Origin of the sequence: Pseudooceanicola nanhaiensis DSM 18065 (assembly GCF_000688295.1) — a bacterium.
Lineage (GTDB): Bacteria > Pseudomonadota > Alphaproteobacteria > Rhodobacterales > Rhodobacteraceae > Pseudooceanicola > Pseudooceanicola nanhaiensis.
The window spans coordinates 45,442-69,261 of the sequence record NZ_JHZF01000016.1; the positions used below are offsets into that span (position 1 = coordinate 45,442).

At 69.3% G+C, this 23,820-nt stretch carries 20 protein-coding genes and 3 riboswitches; of the genes, 17 read left to right on the forward strand and 3 right to left on the reverse strand.

The window, feature by feature from the left end:
• The first annotated feature begins 57 nt into the window (after window positions 1-57).
• From Q344_RS0119530 to Q344_RS0119545, 4 genes are read left to right on the forward strand one after another with little or no spacing between them, the layout of a single operon-like run.
• Window positions 58-786, forward strand: a complete 729-nt coding sequence (locus Q344_RS0119530; protein WP_028288260.1) for a GntR family transcriptional regulator — start codon at window positions 58-60, stop codon at window positions 784-786.
• Window positions 787-811: 25 nt separating this feature from the next.
• Window positions 812-1,762, forward strand: coding sequence for a tripartite tricarboxylate transporter substrate binding protein (locus tag Q344_RS0119535; protein WP_028288261.1), 951 nt, complete (start codon window positions 812-814; stop codon window positions 1,760-1,762).
• On the forward strand, window positions 1,762-2,196 hold the full coding sequence (locus Q344_RS0119540; RefSeq protein WP_028288262.1) for a tripartite tricarboxylate transporter TctB family protein: 435 nt from the start codon (window positions 1,762-1,764) through the stop codon (window positions 2,194-2,196). The genes Q344_RS0119535 and Q344_RS0119540 overlap by 1 nt, the downstream gene beginning before the upstream one ends.
• A 13-nt stretch (window positions 2,197-2,209) precedes the next feature.
• Window positions 2,210-3,700: a tripartite tricarboxylate transporter permease gene (locus Q344_RS0119545; protein ID WP_028288263.1), complete on the forward strand. Its 1,491-nt coding sequence runs from the start codon at window positions 2,210-2,212 to the stop codon at window positions 3,698-3,700.
• Between the two features lie 29 nt (window positions 3,701-3,729).
• Here Q344_RS0119545 and Q344_RS0119550 read toward each other — a convergent pair whose 3' ends face one another.
• Window positions 3,730-5,343, reverse strand: a complete 1,614-nt coding sequence (locus Q344_RS0119550; RefSeq protein WP_028288264.1) for a thiamine pyrophosphate-binding protein — start codon at window positions 5,341-5,343, stop codon at window positions 3,730-3,732.
• A gap of 287 nt (window positions 5,344-5,630) precedes the next feature.
• On the opposite strand from Q344_RS0119550, the gene Q344_RS0119555 reads away from it, so the two are divergent.
• The 9 genes from Q344_RS0119555 (at window position 5,631) to Q344_RS0119595 (ending at window position 16,880) form a co-directional block, all read left to right on the forward strand.
• On the forward strand, window positions 5,631-7,709 hold the full coding sequence (locus Q344_RS0119555; RefSeq protein WP_028288265.1) for a hydantoinase/oxoprolinase family protein: 2,079 nt from the start codon (window positions 5,631-5,633) through the stop codon (window positions 7,707-7,709).
• A gap of 3 nt (window positions 7,710-7,712) precedes the next feature.
• Window positions 7,713-9,332 (forward strand): hydantoinase B/oxoprolinase family protein, encoded by a 1,620-nt coding sequence (locus Q344_RS0119560; RefSeq protein ID WP_028288266.1) that lies wholly within the window; start codon window positions 7,713-7,715, stop codon window positions 9,330-9,332.
• Between the two features lie 124 nt (window positions 9,333-9,456).
• Window positions 9,457-10,275 (forward strand): NAD-dependent epimerase/dehydratase family protein, encoded by an 819-nt coding sequence (locus Q344_RS0119565; protein ID WP_028288267.1) that lies wholly within the window; start codon window positions 9,457-9,459, stop codon window positions 10,273-10,275.
• Between the two features lie 102 nt (window positions 10,276-10,377).
• Window positions 10,378-11,301, forward strand: coding sequence for a LysR substrate-binding domain-containing protein (locus tag Q344_RS0119570; protein ID WP_028288268.1), 924 nt, complete (start codon window positions 10,378-10,380; stop codon window positions 11,299-11,301).
• Window positions 11,302-11,406: 105 nt separating this feature from the next.
• Window positions 11,407-11,608: riboswitch (cobalamin riboswitch) on the forward strand.
• A 129-nt stretch (window positions 11,609-11,737) separates the two neighbouring features.
• Complete coding sequence (locus Q344_RS0119575; protein WP_028288269.1) at window positions 11,738-13,594, forward strand: TonB-dependent receptor plug domain-containing protein; 1,857 nt, start codon at window positions 11,738-11,740, stop codon at window positions 13,592-13,594.
• 7 nt (window positions 13,595-13,601) lie between these two features.
• On the forward strand, window positions 13,602-14,486 hold the full coding sequence (locus Q344_RS0119580) for an ABC transporter substrate-binding protein (RefSeq protein WP_036540083.1): 885 nt from the start codon (window positions 13,602-13,604) through the stop codon (window positions 14,484-14,486).
• Window positions 14,483-15,466 carry a FecCD family ABC transporter permease gene (locus Q344_RS0119585; protein WP_028288271.1) on the forward strand — a complete coding sequence of 328 codons (984 nt, stop codon included), beginning with the start codon at window positions 14,483-14,485 and terminating at the stop codon, window positions 15,464-15,466. The genes Q344_RS0119580 and Q344_RS0119585 overlap by 4 nt, the downstream gene beginning before the upstream one ends.
• Entirely contained in the window at window positions 15,463-16,212 is a 750-nt protein-coding gene (locus Q344_RS0119590; protein ID WP_028288272.1) for an ABC transporter ATP-binding protein, read from the forward strand. Before Q344_RS0119585 ends, Q344_RS0119590 begins: the two co-directional genes overlap by 4 nt.
• A 47-nt stretch (window positions 16,213-16,259) precedes the next feature.
• Window positions 16,260-16,880, forward strand: a complete 621-nt coding sequence (locus Q344_RS0119595; RefSeq protein WP_051630912.1) for an adenosylcobinamide amidohydrolase — start codon at window positions 16,260-16,262, stop codon at window positions 16,878-16,880.
• On the opposite strand, the gene Q344_RS0119600 is transcribed toward Q344_RS0119595, so the two are convergent.
• Window positions 16,877-17,947 carry an FAD-binding oxidoreductase gene (locus Q344_RS0119600; protein ID WP_028288274.1) on the reverse strand — a complete coding sequence of 357 codons (1,071 nt, stop codon included), beginning with the start codon at window positions 17,945-17,947 and terminating at the stop codon, window positions 16,877-16,879. The two genes, Q344_RS0119595 and Q344_RS0119600, sit on opposite strands and share 4 nt — an antisense overlap.
• 5 nt (window positions 17,948-17,952) lie before the next feature.
• On the reverse strand, window positions 17,953-19,182 hold the full coding sequence (locus Q344_RS0119605; RefSeq protein WP_028288275.1) for an aromatic ring-hydroxylating oxygenase subunit alpha: 1,230 nt from the start codon (window positions 19,180-19,182) through the stop codon (window positions 17,953-17,955).
• A gap of 123 nt (window positions 19,183-19,305) precedes the next feature.
• A riboswitch (cobalamin riboswitch) is annotated at window positions 19,306-19,502 on the reverse strand.
• 129 nt (window positions 19,503-19,631) lie between these two features.
• A riboswitch (cobalamin riboswitch) is annotated at window positions 19,632-19,821 on the forward strand.
• Window positions 19,822-19,914: 93 nt separating this feature from the next.
• On the opposite strand from Q344_RS0119605, the gene nrdH reads away from it, so the two are divergent.
• The 4 genes from nrdH to nrdE are packed head-to-tail and all read left to right on the forward strand — an operon-like array spanning window position 19,915 to window position 23,809.
• A complete protein-coding gene (gene nrdH, locus Q344_RS0119610; protein WP_028288276.1) occupies window positions 19,915-20,136 on the forward strand; it encodes a glutaredoxin-like protein NrdH in 222 nt (73 codons plus the stop codon).
• Window positions 20,137-20,140: 4 nt separating this feature from the next.
• Window positions 20,141-20,566 (forward strand): class Ib ribonucleoside-diphosphate reductase assembly flavoprotein NrdI, encoded by a 426-nt coding sequence (gene nrdI, locus Q344_RS0119615; protein WP_028288277.1) that lies wholly within the window; start codon window positions 20,141-20,143, stop codon window positions 20,564-20,566.
• A gap of 23 nt (window positions 20,567-20,589) precedes the next feature.
• A complete protein-coding gene (locus Q344_RS0119620; protein ID WP_028288278.1) occupies window positions 20,590-21,684 on the forward strand; it encodes a 5-methyltetrahydropteroyltriglutamate--homocysteine S-methyltransferase in 1,095 nt (364 codons plus the stop codon).
• Window positions 21,677-23,809 carry a class 1b ribonucleoside-diphosphate reductase subunit alpha gene (nrdE, locus tag Q344_RS0119625; protein WP_028288279.1) on the forward strand — a complete coding sequence of 711 codons (2,133 nt, stop codon included), beginning with the start codon at window positions 21,677-21,679 and terminating at the stop codon, window positions 23,807-23,809. Before Q344_RS0119620 ends, nrdE begins: the two co-directional genes overlap by 8 nt.
• The last annotated feature ends 11 nt before the right edge of the window (window positions 23,810-23,820 follow it).

Sequence of the window (23,820 nt, forward strand, 5' to 3'; positions counted from 1 at the left end):
TAGAACTAGTTGACTGAACGGGTCAACATGGCTACACCCGACTCCGGAGGAGATCTCATGGCCCATTCACTGACCGTCAGCGACGACCGGCTTCCCGCCTATCTGCGCCTGCGCGACGACATCGCCCGCCGTATCGCCGCGGGCGAGTGGCGGCCGGACGAGGCGCTTCCCTCCGACAACCGGCTTGCCGCGGAACATGCGCTCTCCGTCGGCACCGTGCGCAAGGCGCTCCAGCAATTGTCCGACGAGGGTCTTCTCGAACGGCGCCAGGGGGCGGGGACGTTCCTGCGCAAGCCCGCCTTCGACGCGACGCTCTTCCGGTTCTTCCAGGTGCACGAACACGGGGCGGAGAAGAGCATCCCCTCCAGTCAACTGATCTCGCGCGAGCTGGCGATCGCGCCGGAACATGCCGCCGACGCCCTGGGAACCGCCGAGGTGATCCGGATCGAGCGCCTGCGCTGCCTGTCCAAGCAGCCGCTTCTCTTCGAGGAAATCTACATCCCGCAGGCCCGCTTCCCGGGGTTCGAGGCGATTCCGGCGGAAGACATCGGGCCGCTTCTCTACCCGGTCTATTTCGAGCGCTTCGGCGTCTTCGTCGCGCGGGCCGAGGACGAGGTCAGCTTCGGCGCGGCCGATCGCACCATCGCCGCGCGGCTCGGTCTGACCGAAGGCGATGCCGTCGCCAGGATCGAACGTACCGCCTTTGCCATGACCGGCGAGGCCATCGAATGGCGGGTCGCCTCCGGGCGGGCCGACCGATTCCGCTATCGCAGCCGCATCGGCTGACGTCACCATCAGAGGGAGGAAACCCATGAAGACCCTGCTCATCGGCGCGAGCGCGCTGGCCCTGTCCGCCACGGCGGCGCTTGCCGAATACCCCGAACGCGCCATCGAGGTGACCATTCCGGCCCCCGCCGGCGGCGGCACCGACACCAGCGCGCGCAAGCTCGCCACCCTGCTCGAGGAAGAGCTGGGCACCTCCATCGCCATCCTCAACGTCGCGGGCGGCGGCGGCTCGGTCGGCGTCACGCAGTTCATGATGGACAAGCCCACGGGCTATTCGCTGCTCGCGACCTGGAACAGCCCGATCACCACGGTCCCGCAGGTGCAGAACGTGGCCTACGACGTCGACAGCTTCACGCCGATCGCCTCGACCTCCGAGACCGCCTACACGATGTGCGTCTCTCCGGATTTCCCCGCCGAGACCGGTGAGGCGTTCCTGGCCGAGCTCGCGGCCAAGCCGGGCAAGTACACCTACGGCAACGACGGCATCGGCGGCACGATGCAGATGGCCGCCGAACGCATCTTCCAGGCCAGGGGCATCGAAGCCGTGGCCATCCCCTTCGGCGGCGCGGGCGAGACGCTGCAGAACTTCCTCGGCGGGCATGTCGACATCTACGGCGGGTCGATCTCGCCGGTGCTGCCCTATACCGAGTCGGGCGAGGCCAAGTGCCTGATCGTGACCTCGGCCGCGCCGGTCGAGGCCCTGCCGCAGGCCGCCGGCCTCGAAGAGCTGGACCTCGGGGCAGAGGAAACGCTCCTGTGGCGCATGGTCCTCGCGCCCGCCGGCCTGGACCAGGCCATCGCGGACCGTCTGGCCGCGGCGCTCGAGACGACCGTGAACGATCCGTCCTATGTCGAATTCCTCGCGACGAAGGGCGAGGTCCCCAACGTCGTGACCGGAGAGGCGCTCGCCGAGCGGCTGCGGAACGAATACGACGCGCTGGCCAAGGTGGCCGCCAACCTGGGTCTCGGCCAGTAATGGAGCGGCGGCAGGATATCGTCCTCGGCGTCGTCTTTGCCGCCCTCGGTCTCTTCGCGGCGGTCAGGGCCGCCGCCTATGCGGGCGCCTCGGGCACCTATCCCATGGTGCTCGGCCTCGCCCTGTCCGGCTTCGGCATCCTCGTCGCCGGGAAGGCCGTGCTCCGCGGCAAGCCCGAGCCGCGTCCGCTGACCCTTCATGCCGGTCGCGTGGCCATCACCGTGGCGATCGGCGCGGTCTACCTCGCGCTGGTGCCCATCCTCGGCTTCTACACCGCATCCGCGCTTGTCGTCCTTGCGCTGCCGCTCGCGCTCGGGTTCCGGCAGCCGGTCTTCCTGGCGCTGACGACCGCCGTCTTCATCGCCATCGTGTGGGTCGTCTTCTCGATCGTGCTCGAGAAGCCGCTGCCGGCGGAATTCTGGCAAACCTTCTGATCGGGGCCGTTTCATGGACATCGTGACCCAAGTTCTTTCGGGCGTCTTCGCCGTCGGGCCGGTGGCCGCGATGATCGGCGCCTCGATCCTCGGCGTGTTCATCGGAGCGCTTCCGGGCCTCAACCCGGTGATGGCCATCGCGCTTCTGCTGCCGCTGACCTATTCGATGGAGCCGCTCGTGGCGCTCGGCATGGTCGCCGGCATCTACAACGGGTCGATGTACGGCGGTGCGATCCCCGCGATCCTGCTGCGCATCCCCGGCACGCCCGCCGCCATCGCGACCACCTTCGACGGCTACCCGATGGCGCAGCGGGGCGAGGCCTCGCGCGCGCTCAAGATCGCGTGCTGGTCCTCGGCCCTCGGCGGCACCGCCTCGGCCATCGCGCTGATGACCATCGGTCCGATCCTCGCCCGGGCGACGCTGGCCTTCGGCCCGGCCGAATACTTCTGGATCGCGATGTTCGGCATGGCGTCCATCGGCGTGCTCGTGGGCACCGACGCGATCAAGGGCCTCATGGCCGCAACGCTGGGCCTGCTGCTCGGCACCGTCGGACTCGACCAGCTGTCCGGGACGCCGCGCTTCACCTTCGACCAGGTCTGGCTGCTGAGCGGTCTGGACCTCATCGTGATCCTCGTCGGCCTCTATGCCCTCCCGCCGGTCATCGCGCTGGCCGAGGCCGCGGACCTCAAGGGCCTGTCGGCCGCGCAGCTGAAGCTCGAACCGGCCAAGGTGCCGTGGTCCGAGGTGCGCAGCTTCGTGCCGACCTGGATCCGCTCGTCGCTGATCGGCATCGGCGTGGGCATCCTGCCCGGCGCGGGCGGCAATATCGCGGCCTTTCTCAGCTACAACGCCGCCAAGAGCGCCAGCGACGATCCCGACAGCTTCGGCAAGGGCAATCCCGCCGGGGTTGCGGCGGCGGAATGCGGCAACAACGCCGACAACGCGGCGTCGATGATCCCGGCGCTGACCCTCGGCATCCCCGGCAACGTGATCGCCGCGCTGGTGCTCGGCGCGCTGCTGATCCACGGGTTGCAGCCCGGGCCGCAACTGTTCCACCAGAACCCCGGCCTCGTCGGCGGGTTCATGGTGCAGATGCTGCTGACGTCGCTGCTGATCCTCGCCGTCGGCGGCGCGGCAGCGACCAAGGTCTTCGCCCAGGTCCAGCGGCTGCCCGGCGTGCTGCTCGTGCCGACCATCCTCGTGCTGATGGCGGTCGGCGTCTATGTCATCAACGGGCGGGTCGTCGACCTCTGGATCATGTTCGCGGCGGGCCTCGCGGGCTATGTCTTCGAGAAGGTGAACGTGCCGCTGGCGCCGATCGTGCTCGGCCTGATCCTCGGTCCGATGGCGGAGCAGAACGTGCGTCGCGCGCTGCTGATCAGCCGGGGCGATGTGACCGAGCTGGTGACGCGGCCCATCTCGGCGGTCATCGCGCTCGCCACCCTCGGGTTGATCGTCTACCCGGTTGCATCCGCCATCATGCGGCGCCGCCGCGCCGCCTGACGGGGCGGCCGGCGGCACCGCGCGTCGGGTCACATCCGCATGCGCGGCACGTCGTTCGGGTCGAGCCGCAGCTCGATCAGCAGCGGCCTGTCCCGCGCCTCGATGGCCGCGAGCGCCTTGTCCAGATCGTCGTTGCTTTCGACCAGGATGCCCTGGCCCCCCAGGGCGGTGCCGATCTGGGCGAAGGACGGCCAGTCGAACATCGCGAGCCCCGGGTCCATCTTGCGGTCGAGGAACTGGATATGTTCCGCGCCATAGGCGGAATCGTTGGCCACGATCACGATCAGGTCCTGCTTCATCCGGACGGCGGTGTTGAACTCGTTGATGCCGCCCATCATGAAACCGCCGTCGCCGGTGAACAGCACCACCGGACGGTCGGGCACCGCGAAGCCCGCACCGATGGCCACCTGAAGCCCGAGCCCGATGGAGCCGAAATTCGTGGTGGCAAAGAAGCGTTCGGCACTCGGGCAGGAGATGCGGCACCAGACCTCGGTCATGAAGCGCCCGCCGTCGGTGGTCAGGAACCGGTCCTTCGGCAGCGCCTCCTCCAGCCGGTCGAGGGCGTATTCGTAGTTCACGAACCCCGGTGCGGCCTTGTCCGGGTCGCCTTTCGGATGCGCGGTCAGCGCGGCGATGTCGAGCTCGGCGGTGAAGCCGCTGCCGGGGACCTCGGCCTGATCCAGCCACCAGACAATGTTGTCGGCGGTCAGCCCGGCATCGGCCACCAGCGCCGCATCGGGGTGGAAGTTCTTGGCGACCTCGGTGACCGTGCTGTTGATCTGGACCACGCGCTTGCCCTTCATCAGCGCGCCCTTGTCGGTGGTGAAATGGTGCAGCGAGGTCCCGAAGGCGATGATGCAATCGGCCTTGCCGATCGCCTCATAGGCAGCGGGCGTCGAGAGCGTGCCGAAGATGTCGATGTTGTGGGGATGCGCGTTGAACATCCCCTTGGCCTTCAGCGTGGTGGCCAGCGGCGCCTCGAGCCGGTCGGCCAGCCTCTCGATCTGCGCGACGGCGTCCTTGGCCCCGATCCCGGCCAGGATGATCGGGCGTTTCGCGCTGGCGATCATGCCGATCGCCGCGTCCAGATCGTCGCCTTCGGGCACGTAGGAGCGCGCGGTGTAGGCGGGGAAGACGTGGCGGGTGTGCTCGACCTCCTGCCACATGAAATCGACCGGCATGTTCAGGACGACGGGGCGCTGTTCGACCTGCGCCCGGTAGATGGCATGGGCCACGTCGTAGGAGGCCGTCTCGGGCGCGCGCATCTGTTCGAACCCGGCCCCGGTGATCTTGACCGTCTCGCGCTGGTCGATGTTCTGCAGGTTCTGCGGGTTCGACACGGCGGTATCGCCCGCCAGCACGACCATCGGAATATGCGCGCGCGCCGCTTCGGTCAGGGCGGTGACGCAATTGGTCAGGGCCGGGCCGTGGGTGATCGTGGCGATGCCGACCCTGCCCGCGACGCGCCCGTGGGCCAGCGCCATCAGCACCGCGCTGCCCTCGAAGGCGACCGGCACGAAGGTGCCGCCCCCGGCCCGCACGAAGTGATCGACCATGAAGAGGTTGGCGTCCCCCATCAACCCGAACATCGTGTCGAGCTCATGATCGGCGAGGGATTGGGCGATGGATTGGTAGACGTACATGCGGCGGGCTCTCTGGCTTCATGATTCCGGATCTCGGGCGATGGTACCCCAGCCGGGACGCGCAGGATGCGCAGAGTTCCGCCCTGCCGGGGAAAATATGCGTGACATCCGGCCTGAGGGGTTTCCCCGTGCGCAAATCCCGCGCGCCTCGCGGGGGGACGCCCGGCATCGACAAGCGTTTCTTGTCTGTCGCAAGTTCTTCTTGGGGGATCCGGGCCGCGCTTCGTGGCAGGCTGGGCGGGACTCCGTGACCCCCGCAGCCCCGGGCTGCACGCAAAGGACGACGCATGACGAGCACGCAGGACATCCGCCTCGGCGCCGATATCGGCGGAACCTTCACCGACATCGCGGTCGAGGTCGGCGGCCGGCTCTACAGCACCAAGGTCCTGACGACCTATGCGGCACCCGAGCAGGCGATCCTCGACGGGATCGGCATCGTCACGGCCGAGGCGGGGATCACGGCGGCGGACATCGACATCGTCATCCACGGCACCACGCTGGCCACCAACGCGCTGATCGAACGGCGCGGGGCGCGCACGGCGCTGGTCACGACCGAGGGCTTCCGCGACGTGATCGAGATGCGGACCGAGAACCGGTTCGAGCAATACGACCTGAACATCCGTCTGCCCCCGCCGCTGATCCCGCGCGAGGACCGCTTCACCGTGGCGGGCCGCATCGGCGCGCAGGGGCAGGAGCTGGCGCCGCTCGACGAGGCGGCGCTCGAGGCGCTGGCCGACCACATCGCCGCCGAGGGGTTCGGCGCGGTCGCCATCGGCTTCATCCACGCCTACGCGAACGGCGCCCACGAGGAGCGGGCGCGCGAGATCCTTGCGCGCAAGCTCGACATCCCGATCTCGATCTCGTCCGAGGTCTCGCCGCAGATGCGCGAGTTCGAGCGTTTCAACACCGTCTGCGCCAATGCCTACGTGCGCCCGCAGATGGAAAGCTACCTGGCCCGGCTGCAGGTGCGGCTGAAGGAGATGGGGGCGTCCTGCCCGGTCTTCATGATCCATTCAGGGGGCGGCCTGATCTCGGTCGAGACGGCCGCGGCCTTCCCGGTGCGGCTGGTCGAATCCGGTCCCGCGGGCGGCGCGATCTTCGCCGCCGACGTGGCGCAGCGCTTCGGGCTCGACAAGGTGGTCAGCTACGACATGGGCGGCACCACCGCCAAGATCTGCCTGATCGAGAAGTTCCAGCCGCAGACCGCCCGCACCTTCGAGGTCGCGCGGACCTACCGGTTCGCCAAGGGCTCGGGCATGCCGATCTCGATCCCGGTGATCGAGATGATCGAGATCGGGGCAGGGGGCGGATCGCTCGCCTGGGTGGATGCCATGGGCCGGATCCAGACCGGGCCGGAATCGGCCGGCTCCGAACCCGGGCCCGCCTGCTACCAGCGCGGTGGGGAGCGGCCGGCGATCACCGATGCGGACCTCGTGCTCGGCAAGCTCGATCCCGAGAATTTCGCGGGCGGCAAGATCAGATTGTCGGCTGACAACGCCCGCGCCGCGATCGCCCGCCATGTCGGCGAGACGCTGGGCCTCGATGCCGAGGCCGCGGCCTTCGGCATTGTCGAGGTGGTGGACGAGAACATGGCCAACGCGGCCCGGGTCCATGCGGTCGAGAATGGCAGGAACATCGGCGACAACACGATGATCGCCTTCGGCGGCGCCGCCCCCCTGCACGCCGCCCGGCTGTGCGAGAAGCTGGGGATCGACCGCTGCCTGATCCCGCAGGGCGCGGGCGTGGGCTCGGCCATCGGTTTCCTCAGGGCGCCCTTCGGCTACGAGGCGCTCGCCTCGCGGATCATGGCGCTTTCGCGCTTCGAGGCGGGGACGCTGAATGCTTTGCTCGATGATCTGAAATCCACCGCCGAGAGCTTCGTGCGCACCGGCACCTCGGGCGAGATCGAGCGCGAGATCACGGCCTACATGCGCTATGCCGGCCAGGGCTGGGAGATCCCCGTCGTGCTGCCCGACCGGGCCTTCGCCGACGCCGACCGCGAGATGATCGCCGAGGCGTTCCGCAGCCGCTACGCCGCCTTCTTCGGCCGCGCCGTCGAAGGGCCCGAGATCGAGTTCGTGACCTTCTCGGTCAAGGCGCAGGACATCCGGCCCGCGCCCGCGACGGTGCGGCTGGACACCGCGGGGGCGCGGGTTCCGGCCGCGGACAGCCGGCCCGTCTTCGACCCGGCGCGGGGCGCGGCGCTTGCCACCGCCACCCTGGCCCGCGACAGCCTTGCCCCCGGCGCGCGGGTCGAGGGGCCGGCGGTCATCGTCGAGGCCGAGACCTCGACCATCGTGACCTCGCCCTTCGACGCCGTGATCCAGCCCGACGGCACCATCCTTCTGATCCGGAAAGGAGCCTGAGCCATGTCCCAGGTAGAGGAAATCCGCATGCAGGTGATGTGGAACCGCCTGATCTCGGTCGTCGAGGAACAGGCGATGACGCTCCTGCGGACCGCCTTCTCGACCTCGGTGCGCGAGGCGGGGGACCTCTCGGCCGGGGTCTTCGACCCGCAGGGCCTGATGCTCGCCCAGGCGGTGACCGGCACGCCGGGCCACGTGAACACGATGGCCGAGGCGGTGCTGCACTTCATCGCCGAGATCCCGCGCGAGGAGATGTTTCCCGGCGACACCTACGTGACCAACGATCCCTGGAAGGGGACCGGGCACCTGCACGACATCACCATGGTCTCGCCCTCGTTCATGGAGGGCGAGCTGATCGGCTTCTTCGCCTGCACGGCGCATGTGGTGGACGTGGGCGGGCGCGGCTTCGGGGCGGACGGCAAGTCGGTCTACGAGGAAGGCATCCAGATCCCGATCATGAAATTCGCCGAGAGGGGCGAGGTGAACCGCACGCTGCTCACGCTTCTGCGGGCCAACGTGCGCGAACCGAACCAGGTGATCGGCGATTTCTACTCGCTCGCGGCCTGCAACGATGTCGGGCACCGGCGGCTGATCGAGATGCTGGAGGAGATCGGGCTCACCGACCTCGACAGTCTCGGCGCCTTCATCTTCTCGCGCACCCGCGCCGCGATGATGGAGCGGATTGCCGCGCTGCCGAAGGGGACGTGGTCGAACGAGATGCTCACCGACGGCTACGACGATCCGATCCGGCTGGCCGCGGCGGTGACGATCGGGGAGGACGGCGTGCTGGTGGATTTCGACGGCTGCTCCGCGCCGAGCCGCTGGGGCATCAACGTGCCGATGATCTACACCAAGGCCTATGCCTCCTACGCGATCAAATGCGTGGTGGCGCCCGACATCCCGAACAACTCGGCCTCGCTGGCGGCGATCGAGGTGACCTCTCCCGAAAACATCGTGAACGCGGGGCGGCCCGCGCCGGTCTCGCTGCGGCACGTGATCGGACACATGGTGCCCGACGTGGTGCTGGGCGCGCTGGCGCAGGCGCTGCCGGGGCAGATCCTGGCCGAGGGGGCCGGGGCGCTCTGGAACATCCACATCTCCGCCCGGCCGGTCGCGGGGCAGGAGGGCCGCCGCGCCGAGGTGCTGATGTTCAACTCGGGCGGCATGGGGGCGCGGCCGGGGCTCGACGGGCTGTCGGCGACGGCTTTCCCCTCGGGCGTGCACACGATGCCCATCGAGGCGACCGAGCACACCGGCCCCATCGTCATCTGGCGCAAGGAGCTGCGTCCGGATTCGGGCGGTGACGGCGCATACCGCGGCGGTCTGGGCCAGATCATCGAGATCGCCCCGCTGGAGGGGCACGAGTTCGAATTCTCCGCCATGTTCGACCGCGTCTCCACGCCCGCCCGGGGCCGGGACGGCGGCACCGACGGGGCGCCCGGCAAGGTCGGGCTCGACGACGGCACGGTGTTCCGGCCCAAGGGCTGGCAATTCGTGCCCGCCGGACGGCGGCTGATCCTCGAGGCCCCCGGCGGCGGCGGCTTCGGCGATCCGGCGGACCGGACAGAGGCGGCCCGTGCCGACGACCTGCGCAAGGGCTATGTCAGCGGGGAGGAGGAATGATCCTTCCCGCCACGGAACGCCCGACCTCCGCCTTCCGTCCGGCCGCCACCGACGCTAGGCCTGTCGACATGCCGTCGCCCGGCGTGGCGGCGCGGTCGCCCACCCCGAACGCTCAGAGGACCCCATGACCAAACCCTTCAAGAAAATCCTCATCACCGGCGCCGCAGGCCGCCTCGGCTCGGAACTGCGCCGGGGCCTCGCGCCGCTGGCTGACACGCTCCGGCTGGCCGACCGGGTCGCGTGCGAAGACCTCCAGCCGCACGAGGAAGGCGTCGTCTTCGACCTCGCCGACGAGGCGGCGACGCGGGCGGCCATCGCGGGCTGCGACGCCATTGTGCACATGGGCGGCGCCCCGCACGAGCGCCCGTGGCAGGAGGTGCTCGACAGCAATATCCGCGGCTCCTACCACGTCTACGAAGGCGCGCGGGAGCACGGGGTGCGGCGGGTGGTCTATGCCTCCTCGGTCCATGCCATCGGCTACCACCCGCTGGCCGACCACATCCGGGGCGACGCCATGGGGCGGCCGGACAGCCTCTACGGCGTGTCCAAGTGCTTCGTGGAATCGCTGGCGAGCCTCTACTGGGACAAGTTCGGGATCGAGAGCGCCTGCGTGCGCATCTTCTCCTCCTTCCCGGAGCCGGCCGACCGGCGGATGCTCTGGTCCTGGCTGTCGTTCGACGATTGCTGCCGGCTGGTGACGGCCTGCCTGACCGCGCCGCACCTCGGGTTCACGATCACCGCGGGCATGTCGGACAACAGGGTGAAGCCGGTGGACATGTCCCACGCCGGCCACCTGGGCTATGTGCCGCAGGACAGCGCCGAGCCGTTCCGCGCCAAGGTCGAGGCGAAGACCCCGATCCAGGATCCGGACGATCCCGCCACCCAGCGGATCGGCGGCTGGTTCGTCAACCTCGGCCACCCGGACGACGACGAGACCGCCTGACATCCTGCCGACCTTGGGCCGGCAAGGGGCGGAGCGTCAGCGATGGTCCGCCCTGCGAAAAGCGGCTATCCTGCCCGGCGGCACAGCAGGAGGGGCAGGAGCATGGCAACCGAGACGGTCCGGCTGCCACCGCTGAATGCGCTCCGGGTGTTCCGGACCGTGATGCGGCGGGGCAGTTTCCGGGCGGCCGCGGACGAGCTGCGGGTGACGCCGCAGGCGGTCAGCCAGCAGATCAAGCTGCTGGAGGACATCCTGAGCGTGACGCTCTTCGAGCGGAAGGGCCGGGTGATCGCCCCGACCGAGCCCGCGATCGTGCTGTCGCATTTCGTCGAGGCCGGTTTCGCCGAGTTCACCGAGGGCATCCGCCGCGTCACCAGCGCGGCCGGGCGCAACCGGATCAACATCAACGTGAGCCCCTATTTCGCCACCCGCTACCTGATGCAGCGGCTCGAGCGGTTCCGCGACCGTCTGCCCGGCGCGGACCTGCGGATGACCACCATGGTCGAGATGCCGGATTTCGCCCGGGACGAGGTCGATGCCTCGATCCAGTGGGGCTTCGGCAACTGGACCGAATACGACGTGACGCTGCTGGTGCAGGATCCCAAGATCCTCTGCTGCAATCCCGATCTCGCCGCCCTTCTGACAACGCCGCGGGACCTGCTGGGCCAGACCCTGCTGCACCCGGTCCGGTCGCGCAGCCTCTGGACCCGGGTGCTGCGGCATCTTGCGGCGGGGGACGCGGAAGAGGCCAGCGTGATCGAGTTCCACGATGCCGCCACCATGCGGCGGGCGACGCATTCCGGGCTCGGCGTGGGCCTCGTCTCGCGCATCGACGCGCTTCACGACATCGCCGCCGGCCGGCTGGTGGCCCCCTTCGGGACCGAGGCGCTGTCGGACATGGCCGAGGCGGATGTGCCCGGCTTCTACCTGGTGCTGCCGCGGGCCCACAGGCGGGTGAAGACGATCGCAGCCTTCTGCGACTGGATCACCTCCGAGAACTGGGCAGAGCTGCTGGACGGCGTCTGAGCCGGCCCGGACGCGACAGGCCGGGGCGCGCGCGCGCCCCGATCCCGGCCGCCGACAGCGCATCCGAGGCACCTCCGACGCCCTTGCGCGGCGGCCCGCGCGCGTCTATCAGGCCAATGCTTCGGTCCGGACGAATGTCCGGTGAAAGGGAATGCGGTGCGGCCCGTCTCGGGCCCATGCCGCAACTGCCCCCGCAACTGTAGGCGGTGAGCGAAGCCGGACCATGTCACTGTCCCTCAGAGGATGGGAAGACCCGGCCAAGCATCGACCCGCGAGTCAGGAGACCTGCCGAGGCCGATCACCCAGTCCGCATGCGGGGCGCGTGCGAGGCTACGGACCTTTCCGTCGCGGTGGCACCTCATGCGCCGGCCGGATCCGTCTCTTCCGTCGGCGCGCAACCGCCATCTCAGCCGCAAAGCGGCAGGAAGGGACCGAGATGAACAGACACCTGCTGGCCGCCGGAACGGCCCTCGCCACCATCGCCACCGCCGCCGCGGCACAGGAGCCGATCAGCCTCGCGCCGATCGTCGTCTCCGCAGGGCTCACGCCGCTGCAGGCCGAGCGCTACGGCCGCTCCGTCACCGTGATCGACGGCGCGCAGATCCGCGAACGCGGCATCCTCTCGGTGCAGGACGCGCTCCGCGGCGTGCCGGGCGTATCCGTCAGCGGGACGGGCGCCTCCTTCACCAAGGTCCGGATCCGGGGCGGCGAATCCAACCACACGCTGATCCTGATCGACGGCGTTCAGGCCGCGGGTGGCGACGGGGAATACATCCTCACCGGGCTCGAGACCGCGAATGTCGAGCGGATCGAGGTCCTGCGCGGGCCGCAGTCGGTCTATTACGGATCGAACGCCTCGGCCGGTGTCATCAACATCATCACCCGCAAGGGCGGGGAGGGCACCCGCGCCGGCGGCGGCTTCGAAAACGGCGGCGGATGGGCCGCCAATGCCTTCGCCAGCTACCGCGACGCACGGGGCGGCGTGGCGCTCAGCCTGGCGCGGCGCGACGACGAGGGCTGGGATTACTCGGGCTCCGACGGCGAGAAGGACGGGATCGAACGGCGGACCCTGCAGCTCTCCGGCGATTACGAGGTGGCCGAGGGCCTGACGCTGGGCTTCACCTACCGCCTGTCGGACGAGACCTACGATTACGACAGCAACAGCTTCAGCGCCACGACCGCGGACGACTACGTCATCGACGATCCGACCCAGTTCAGCGACCGCGACGAACGGCTGGCGCAGGTCTACGGCGAATACGTCACGCCGGACGGCCGCGCCTCGGGCCGGCTGAGCTGGGAGCGCACCGATTTCGACCAGAGCTACAACGGCGGCACCCCGACCGACACCGAATCCGAGGCCGTCAAGCTGCGGGTCAGCTACGGGCTTTCGGGTCCGATCGCGGCGGGCGGGAACGTCGTCAGCGTGCTGGTGGAACGCGAAGAGGACAGCTCTTCGGCCAACCCCGCCTACAACCGCGAGAACCGTTCGGTCGCGCTGGAATACCGCACGACGCTTGCCGATGCGGTCGACCTTCAGCTGGGCGTGCGGCACGACGACAACTCGGTCTTCGGCGACAGCACGACCTGGAACGTCGGCGCCTCGTGGCTCCTGACCAACGGCATGCGGCTGCACGCCTCGGCCGGGACCGGGGTGGTCAACCCGTCCTATTTCGAGCTCTACGCCAATGCCTTCGGCTACGTCGGCAACCCGGACCTCGACCCGGAGCGCAACCGCTCCTACGATATCGGCCTCGAGATGCCCTTCGCCTCGGGCCGCGGGCTGGTGGACGTGACCTATTTCAACGAGACGCTGACCGACGAGATCACCGCGGTGAGCCTGGGCGGTGGCGGCAACACCTACATCAACCAGACCGGCGAGAGCGACCGGCAGGGGGTCGAGGTGCAGGGCAGCTTTGACGCCACGGACGCGCTGTCGTTCCGCCTGTCCTACACCTACCTCGATGCCGAGAACCCCGACGGCTCGGTCGAGCCCAATCGCCCGATGCACGAGCTGGGGCTCGGCACGACCTGGCGCTCCGCGGACGGAAGGGGCACGATCAGCGCCGATGCGCGCTATGTCGCGGGCAATTACGATCCGCAGTTCTTCGGATCCTATGCCACGGCGGAGCTGCCGGACTACTGGAAGGTCGATGTCGCGGCGACCTATGCGGTCACGGATGCGCTGATGCTGAACGCCCGTGTCGAGAACCTCTTCGACGAGGAATACTCCGAAAGCTGGGGCTATGCCACGCGCGGGCGGACGGCCTATATCGGCGTCTCTTCGCAATGGTGAGACACGCGTGGGTCTGAGAGCCACCCTCGTCGCGCTCGCCGTGCTCCTGCCCTCCGCCGTCGCGGGGCAGGGGCATGGCGGTGCGCTCAGGCCGACCGGCGCCGTCGCCAGCGACGCCGCGCCGGAGAGGCCGCGGCGGGTGGTGTCGATGAACCTCTGCACCGACCAGCTGGCGATGATGCTGGCCGCGCCCGGGCAGCTCGTCTCGGTGAGCGCGCTGTCGACCGATCCCCGCAGCTCGCCGATGGCCGAGCAGGCGGCGGGCTACGCGGTCAACCATGGCCGGGCCGAGGAGATCTGGCTGATGGAGCCCGACCTCGTCATCGCCGGCTCCTTCACCAACCGCGCGACGGTGGACATGCTGCGGCGCCTCGGCGTTCCGGTCGCGGTGATGGAGCCCGCCTATTCGCTGGCGCAGGTCTCGGACCTGATGCACGAGATGGGCCGCGTCCTCGGCCGCGCGGCCGAGGCCGAGGCGGCGGTGGCGGCGTTCGAGACCCGGCTCGACGCCCTGCGCGACGAGGTGGAGGCGCGCCCGCGTGCCGCGATCTACCACGCGAACGGCTATACCTCGGGCGACCGGACGCTGGCCGGCGAGATCATCGCCCTTGCCGGGTTCGACAACATCGCGGCCGAGGCGGGCTATCCCATGGGCGGCGTCATGCCGCTCGAGATCCTCGCCATGGCCGACCCCGACATCGTGATCTCGGGCCAGCCCTATCCCGGCGCCTCCCGCTCCGAGGAGATCCTCGGCCACCCGGTGGTCCGGGCGCTCCGCGACACCGCGGTCGGCGCGGTGCTGACCGACCGGGACTGGGTCTGCGGTACGCCGCAGGTGCTGAACGCGATCGAGGAGATGCGCGACATCCGCCGGAGGATGGAGGCCGAATGACGCGGCTCTACGCCCTACTCGTGCCGCTCGTCGTGGTGCTCTGCGTCGTGTCGCTGACCACCGGGCCGGCTGACGTCGGCATGGCCGAGAGCCTCCGCGCGCTTTTCGCGGGCGGGGAGGGGCCGATGACGCTGGTGATGCGCGAGATCCGGCTGCCGCGGATGCTGCTCGCGGTGATGATCGGCGGCTCTCTCGGGCTGGCGGGCGCCGCGATGCAGGGCTACCTGCGCAACCCGCTGGCCGAGCCGGGGCTGATCGGCGTCTCGGGCTCCGCCGCGCTCGGCGCGGTGATCGCGATCCAGACCGGGCTCTCGGCGGCCTTTGCGCTGGCGCTGCCGCTGATGGCGCTGGCGGGGGCCTTCGCGGCGGTGCTGATCCTGCTGGCGATGGCGGGCCCGCGCGGCGGATCGCTGACGCTGATCCTTGCCGGCATCGCGATCTCGGCGCTGGCGGCGGCGCTGACCTCGCTGGTGCTGAACCTCTCGCCCAACCCCTTCGCGGCGAACGAGATCGTGTTCTGGATGATGGGCTCGCTCGCCGACCGCTCGATGGTGCATGTCTGGCTGGCGCTGCCCTTCATGGCGCTCGGCTGGGTGATCTTCGGAACCGTCGGCCGGGGGCTCGACGCGCTGACACTGGGCGAGGATGCGGCGGCCTCGATGGGCATCAACCTGGTCCGGCTGCAATGGGGCGTGGTGATCGCCACCGCCTGCGTCGTGGGCGCGGGCACCGCCGTGGCGGGGGCCATCGGCTTCGTCGGGCTGGTGGTGCCGCATATCCTGCGCCCCTTCACCGGGGGGCGGCCCGGGGCGCTGCTGCTGGCCTCGGCGCTCGGGGGGGCGGCGATGCTGCTGGCCTCGGACATCGCGGTGCGGGTGATCCTGCCGGGGCGCGACCTGAAGCTCGGCGTGCTGACCGCGCTGGTCGGGGCACCCTTCTTCCTGCATCTCGTCTGGAAGGTGCGGAGGGAGCGGGCATGAGCCTTCTGAGCCTCCGGGCCCTCTCCGTCACCCTGCGCGAGCGCCAGGTTCTCGACAGCGTCTCGCTCGACGTCGGGCCCGGTGAGCTCGTGGGGCTCATCGGTCCGAACGGGGCGGGCAAGACGACGCTGATGCGGGCGGCGCTCGGGCTGATCGGGGCCACCGGGGAAAGCTCGCTCGCCGCCCTGTCCCCGGAGGCCCGCGCGAAGGCTGCCGCCTGGATGCCGCAGGCGCGCGAGATCGCCTGGCCGGTGACGGTCGAGACGCTGGTCGCGCTTGGCCGCCTGCCGCACGGGCGACGCCCCGGACCGGCCGACCGGGCCGCCGTGGATGCCGCGCTTGCCCGCATGGCGTTGGAACCCTTCCGCCACCGCACCGCGACAAGGCTCTCGGGCGGCGAACAGGCCCGCGCGCTGATCGCCCGGGCGCTGGCGCAGGACACGCCGCTCGTGATGGCCGACGAGCCGATCGCCGGGCTCGACCCCGCCCACCAGATCGCCACGATGGAGGTCTTCCGCGACCTCGCGCGGGACGGGCACGGGATCATCGTCTCGCTGCACGACCTCGGCCTCGCGGCGCGGCACTGCACCCGCGTCGTGGTGCTGGCCGAGGGCCGGATGATCGCCGAGGGCCCGCCCTCGGAGGTGATGACCGCGGATCTGCTGGCCCGCGCCTTCCACATCTCCGCCTTCCACGCCGAGACGGCGGATGGCCCGGTCTTCCAGCCGCTGCGGGTGATCCGGTGAGCGTCGCGCTGTCCGCGCCCTGGCTCGATTTCGACCTCGGTTCCGAGATGCCGGTGCTGAGCTTCGCCCCGCATCGCCCCGGGGCCGTGACCGCGCGGCGCATCCTCTGGCGCGAGGTGCGCAACGCCGATCTGCCCGAGGACCTCGACGCCCGCGACTGGCTGGCGGGGGAACTGGCGGCGCGCGCGGCGGCGGATGCGGTCTGCTTTCTCACCTCGCGCGACATCGGCGCCCATGTCCTGCGCGCGGCAGAGAGCGGGACCGCCCGTGCCACGGCTGTCGCGACCGTGGGGTTGTCGAACGCGGAGCGTGTCGGCACCCGGCTCGACCGGACCGGACAGTCCTGGGGCACGATCAACGTCGCGGTCCGGGTCGACGGCGGCCTCGCGCCCGAGGCGCTGCTCGAGGCGATGACCATCGCGGCCGAGGCCCGCACCGCGGCGGTGATCGAGGTGGGGCTGGACCTGCCGACCGGACGGGCGACGGGCACCGGGACCGACTGCCTCGCCATCGCGGCGCCGCGGGGGGGCGCGGAATACGCGGGACTTCACACCGCGACAGGCGAGGTCGTCGGGCGGGCCTGCTACGACGCGGTCCTCGCCGGCGCACGCGACTGGATGGCCTCCGTGGCGCTTCGGGGCGGGCGCTCCGCCCCGAAGCGGAGCTAGACCTCGACCGTCACCGACCCGATCGGGTGCGAGCAGCAGGCCAGGATGTAGCCGTCCGCGATGTCGTCTTCCGAGATGCCGCCGTTGTGGACCATGTGCACCTCGCCCTCGAGCTTGCGGATCCTGCAGGTGCCGCAGACCCCGAAGGTGCAGCCCGAGGGGATGTTGAGGCCGGCCGCCCGCGTCGCGGCGAGGATCGTGTCGGTCTCGGCGCAGGCGGTGCGCTTGCCGGAGGCGGCGAAGACGATCTCGGCCTGCGCGGCCTCGTCCGGGGTGACGTCCTCGGGCAGCGGCAGCTCGGTCGCAGCGGGGGCCGAGAAGCTTTCCTGGTGATAGCGCTCCATGTCGAAACCCAGCCCCGCGAGCGCCTCGCGCACCGCGGTCATGAAGGGGTCCGGCCCGCAGCAGAAGACCTCGCGCTCGAGGTAGTCGGGCGCCATCAGCCCCAGCATCAGCTGGTTGAACCGGCCCTGGTAGCCGGTCCAGGGGTGGTAGCGGTCGGGCGTCTCGATCACCCATTTCAGGTCGATCCCCGGCACCCGGCTCGCCATGTGCTCGAGCCGCTCGCGGAAGATGATCTCGGAAGGCGCCCGGGCGCAGTTGACGAAGACGACGTCGGGCTCGGCGCCGAGGTCGAACATGTAGGTCGTCATCGACATCATCGGCGTGATGCCCGAGCCCGCGGAGATGAAGAGATACTTCTCGGAGGGATGTTCGAGGTGGCTGAACCGGCCCGCCGGGCCGATCGCGCGCAGCCGCATGCCGGGGCGCAGGTTGTCGAGCAGCCAGCGGGTCGCGAGGCTGCCGTCCTGCGCCTTGGCGGTGATCGAGAGCGACCGCGGCCGCGAGGGAGAGGAGGAGATCGTCCAGGTCCGGTGCACCGCGCCGCCGGCGACCGGCACCTCGAGCGTCAGGAACTGGCCCGGCTGGAAATCGAACAGCGCGCCCGAGGGCGCCCGGAAGGTGAAGGTGGCGCAGTTCGGCACCTCGGGGATGACCGAGACGCATTCCAGCATCTCGTCATCCCGCCAGATGGCCCGGGCGCGCAGCGGCGAGAGGTCGTTCATCGGTGCTACTCCGCCGCCACGGCGGCCGCGCCGCCCGTCCGTTCGCCCATCACGCGGGCATACCAGTCGACGAACTGGATCACCCCGCTCTCCTGCGTCGAGGAATAGGGGCCGGGGCGGTAGGCGGGGCTGTCGATGCCCTGCTGGTTGTCCTCGACCACGCGCCGGTCCTCGTCGTTGGTGGCGATCCAGACCTCGGTCAGGCGCTGGAGGTCATAGTCGCGCCCCTCGATCGCGTCCTTGTTGACCAGCCATTTCGTGGTCACCTGCGTCTGTTTCGGACCGACGGGCGTGACCCGGAAGACGATCGCGTGGTCCGGCAGGAAGTGGTTCCACGTGGTCGGGTAGTGGAACTTCAGCAGGCTGCCCGCATCGTCGAAGGGCACGCGCCCCAGCCATGGCTGGACGGCCAGGCCGCCGTCCATCGTGTAGCTCTTGGCGCCGACCTTGAGCGGCATCCGAGCGATGCGGAACTGGCCGTCCTCGGCGATGTGGAAGCGGGACGGCAGGCCCGCGGCCTCGCAGCGGTCGAAATGCGCCATCAGGTGCGGCGGGGTCGCGCCGTCCTCGATGCCGGTCACCGCCGGGTCGTCGGGGAAGGTGCGGCAGAGCGCGGGGTGGTTGCCGCCGCAATGGTAGCACTCGCGGTTGTTTTCCCAGACGAGCTTCCAGTTGCCCTCCTCGATGATGCTCGACTCGAAGGCGATCTTGGCGTTGCCCAGGTCGTGCGGCTCGAGGTAGGGCCGGGCGAGATCGGCATAGGTGTCGAAATCCGGCGGCGTCTCGGCCAGGCAGATGTAGACGAGGCCCGCAAGCTCGCGGCAATGCACCGGGCGCAGGCCGTGCCGGGAGGCGTCGAAATCGGCGTCCATGTCGCGCGCCCAGATCAGCCGGCCGTCCAGCTCGTAGGTCCACTGGTGGTAGGGGCAGACCAGCTTGGGCGCGGTCCCCTTGGCCGCCTTGCACAGGATCGAGCCGCGGTGCCGGCAGGTGTTGTGGAACGCCCGGATCGCCCCGTCCGCGCCGCGCACGATCACGACCCGGTAGGCGCCGACCTGGTGGGTGACATAGTTCCCGGCCTTCGGGACCTCGCAGGCGGGAATGGCGAACAGCCACTCGCGGTAGAAGATCGCTTCGAGATCCGCCTGGTAGATGTCGGGATCGCCGTAGAACGGCTGTTCCAGCGCGTGGCGCGGCGTCCGCCGGGCGAGTAGGTCCTGAACGTGTGTCGGCATGGCTTCACTGCCCTCCGGCCGCGCCCCGCGGCAAAACAACTTCTGAACGGATGGCACGGCACGCCGCGGGCCGCGGCGGGGCGAGGAGCCGCGGTCGTCACCGGCGTCCGCACCGCCACCCGCGGCTTGACGGCGTGCAAGGCTGGTTTCCGGGCTGCGGAGGGGCCTTCCGGCCAGGACGCGGCGCCTTCCCGGAGCTCCTCCACCCCAGTGACGTCTGCCGCGCCCGTCGCTCCGTTACCGTTGCGGGGGCAGCGCCGGTTTCGCACCGGCTTCCCAATTCTCGGACATGCGTCCGCACCTTGCTGGGTTGCTTGATAGAGACCGCCCGCCGGGCGCGACGCGCCGATTGCGACTTCGGCGGCGCGTGATGCGACGCGGACGCAAATCGGGCGGAAAATTTCTGTGGATGGTTCGGCCCATATGTTGACACCACCCCCCGCGTCGCCCCAAGATGATGATGCTTTGGTGCCTGCGGGGTGACTCGCGGGAAGAGGGAAGACGGTGCGAAACCGACGCTGCCCCCGCAACTGTAAGCGGCAAGCCGAGGTCCGAATCCACTGGTGCAGACGCGCCGGGAAGGCGGGCCGAAGCGTCCGAGCCGCGAGCCAGGAAACCTGCCAGGGCGAGATAGACGACGACCGCGGGCGGAGGGCCCGGGCGCGTGACAGGGCACCCCCGGTGCCCCGGTCCCGTGTCCCCTCCTGCGCGCCAAACCCTGAGGGACAGAGCATGACCATCACCGTATATTCCAAGCCCGCCTGCGTGCAGTGCACCGCGACCACCCGTGCGCTCGAGGCCCGCGGGCTCGACTTCCAGGTGATCGACCTGACCGAGGACGATGCCGCGATGTCGCTCGTGCAGGAGATGGGCTATCGCCAGGCGCCCGTCGTCGTCGCCGGCGAGGCGCATTGGGCGGGCTTCCGCCCCGACATGATCGGCCAGCTGGCCTGAGCCGATGCGGGGCGCGGCGCGGATCGTCTATTTCTCGTCCCGGTCGGGCAACACCCGCCGGTTCGTGGACCGGCTGGACCTGCCCGCGCTCTGCATTCCGCGGCTGCCCGAGGCGCCCCTGCCGGAACCGGCGCTGCCCTTCGTGCTGATCACGCCCACCTTCGCCGATGGCGCGGGCCGGGGCGCGGTGCCGAAACCGGTGATCCGGTTTCTCAACGTCGTCGGCAACCGGGCGCTCCTGCGCGGGGTCATCGCCAGCGGCAACCGCAATTTCGGCGCGACCTTCGCGCTTGCGGGCGAGGTGATCGCCCGCAAATGCAGCGTTCCGGTGCTGACCCGCTTCGAGCTGGCCGGGACCGAGACCGACATCGCCCGGATCCGCGCCGGGCTGCACGATTTCTGGGCCGCGTCCGAGGCCGACGCCGCCTGACCCCGACCGACAGGAAAGACCCGATGACCAAACCGATGTTCCGCGCCGACCATGTCGGCAGCCTGCTGCGCCCCGCTCCCGTCGCCGCCGCCCGCAACGCCGGCAAGACCGGGGCCGAGCTGAAGGCCGTCGAGGATGCCGAGATCCCCGGCCTGATCGCGATGCAGGAGGACGTCGGGCTCAAGGTCGTCACCGACGGCGAGGCGCGGCGCGCCTTCTGGCATTACGATTTCATGGGCATGCTCGACGGGCTCGAGATGGTCGACACGAACCGCGACGCGCTCGGCTTCAAGGGCGCGACGATCTCGATCGTGCCGCAGGTGACCGGCCCGCTGTCCTTCCCGGCCGACCACCCGATGCTCGATCATTTCCGCTTCGTGGCCGAACACACGAAGGTCACGCCGAAGATCTCGATCCCCGGCCCCTCGGCGGTGCATTTCCGGGTCACGCCCGAGAACAACCTGCACAAGCCCTACGCCGACCAGGAGGCCTTCTTCGCCGCCATCGCCGCGACCTATCGCGACGCGGTCAATGCCTTCTACGCCGCGGGCTGCCGCTACCTGCAACTCGACGACATCTTCTTCGCCTATCTCGGCGACCCCGAGCAGCGCGCGATCCGCGCCGGGATGGGCCACGATCCCGACTGGCTGATCGACCGCTACGCCTGGATGCTGAACGAGGCGATCAAGGACCGGCCCGCCGACATGACGATCGGGATGCACATGTGCCGCGGCAACTTCAAATCGACCTTCGTCGCCACCGGCGGATATGACGCCGCGGCCGACGCGATCTTCAACCGCACCGACGTGGACGTCTACTTCATGGAATACGACACCGAGCGGGCAGGCGGGCTGGAACCGCTGGGCCTGCTGCCGAAGGGCGGCAAGCGGGTGCTGCCCGGCTTCATCACCACCAAGACGCCCGAGCTCGAGGACATGGACGCCCTGAAGCGGCGGTTCGAGGAGGCGTCGAAATACGTCGCGATGGACCAGCTCGGCATTGCGCCGCAATGCGGCTTCGCCTCGACCGAACACGGCAACGCGATCACCCCGGACGACCAGAAGCGCAAGCTCGAGCTGGTGGTCCGCCTGGCAGAGGAGCTCTGGGACGATGCTTGATCACGGGATTGACCCCACTCTCGACTACCACGCGCTGAACGCGATGCTGAACCTCTACGATGCAGAGGGGAACATCCAGTTCGACGCCGACCGGATGGCCGCGCGGCAGTATTTCCTGAAGCACGTGAACCAGAACACCGTGTTCTTCCACTCGCTCGAGGAGAAGCTGCGCTACCTGACCGAGAACGGCTATTACGAGCCCGAGGTGCTGGCGCAATACGATCCCGCCTTCCTGCGCCGGATCTGGGATGCCGCCTGGGCGAAGAAGTTCCGCTTCCCGACCTTCCTCGGCGCGTTCAAGTACTACACCTCCTACACGCTCAAGACCTGGGACGGGCAGCGCTACCTCGAACGCTTCGAGGACCGCGTCGTCATGGTCGCCCTCGCGCTCGCCCGCGGCGACGAAGGCGTGGCGATGCAGATCATGGACGAGATCATCGAGGGCCGCTTCCAGCCCGCGACGCCGACCTTCCTCAACGCCGGCAAGAAGGCGCGGGGCGAATTCGTCTCCTGCTTCCTGCTGCGGCTCGAGGACAACATGGAAAGCATCGGGCGCGGCATCAACTCGGCCCTGCAGCTGTCGAAGCGCGGCGGCGGCGTGGCCCTGATGCTGACCAACATCCGCGAGCACGGCGCGCCGATCAAGCAGATCGCCAACCAGTCCTCGGGCGTGATCCCGGTGATGAAGCTGCTCGAGGATTCCTTCTCCTACGCCAACCAGCTTGGCGCGCGGCAGGGGGCGGGGGCCGTCTATCTGAACGCGCACCACCCCGACATCCTGCGCTTCCTCGACACCAAGCGCGAGAACGCGGACGAGAAGATCCGGATCAAGACGCTGAGCCTCGGCGTGGTGATCCCCGACATCACCTTCGAGCTCGCGAAGAAGAACGAGGACATGTACCTCTTCTCGCCGCATGACGTGGAGAAGGTCTATGGCAAGCCCTTCTCGGACATCTCGGTGACCGAGCATTACCACGACATGGTGGACAATCCGAAGATCCGGAAGAAGAAGATCAACGCCCGCGCGTTCTTCCAGACGATCGCCGAGATCCAGTTCGAAAGCGGCTATCCCTATATCCTCTTCGAGGACACGGCGAACCGCGCGAACCCGATCCAGGGCCGGATCTCGATGTCGAATCTCTGCTCGGAAATCCTGCAGGTGAACGAGGCGTCCGAGTTCAACGAGGATCTCTCCTACGCCCACATGGGAACCGACATCTCCTGCAACCTCGGGTCGATGAACATCGCCAGGGCCATGGACGGCGGCGACCTCGGCGCGACGGTCGAGGCGGCGATCCGCGCGCTCAACGCGGTCAGCGAGATGTCGGCGATCGAGAGCGTCCCCTCGATCCGCAAGGGCAACGACGAGAGCCGCGCGATCGGGCTGGGCCAGATGAACCTGCACGGCTATCTCGCGCGGGAGCGCATCCACTACGGCTCGCCCGAGGGGATCGACTTCACCAACATCTACTTCTGCACGGTGCTCTACCACGCGCTGCGCGCCTCGAGCGCCATCGCGCAGGAGAAGAAGACGGTCTTCAAGGGCTTCGAGACCTCGAAATACGCCGACGGCAGCTTCTTCGACGATTACGTCGACCGTGACTGGCTGCCCGAGACCGACCGGGTGACCGAGCTGTTCGCCGAGGCCGGCATCAAGCTCCCGACCCGTGAGGACTGGCAGGCGCTGAAGGGCCAGGTCATGACGCACGGGCTCTACAACCGGAACCTGCAGGCGGTGCCGCCGACCGGCTCGATCAGCTACATCAACAACGCGACCTCCTCGATCCATCCGATCACCGCGAAGATCGAGATCCGCAAGGAAGGCAAGATCGGCCGGGTCTATTACCCCGCGCCCTACATGACGAACGAGAACCTCGAATATTACCGCGATGCCTACGAGATCGGGCCCGAGGCGATCATCGACACCTATGCGGCGGCCACCCGCCACGTCGACCAGGGCCTGTCCCTGACGCTCTTCTTCCCGGCCGAGGCGACGACCCGCGACATCAACCGCGCGCAGATCTACGCCTGGAAGAAGGGGATCAAGACGATCTACTACATCCGCCTGCGCCAGATGGCGCTGGAGGGGACCGAGGTGCAGGGCTGCGTTTCCTGTTCGTTGTGACCCGAAGGGTG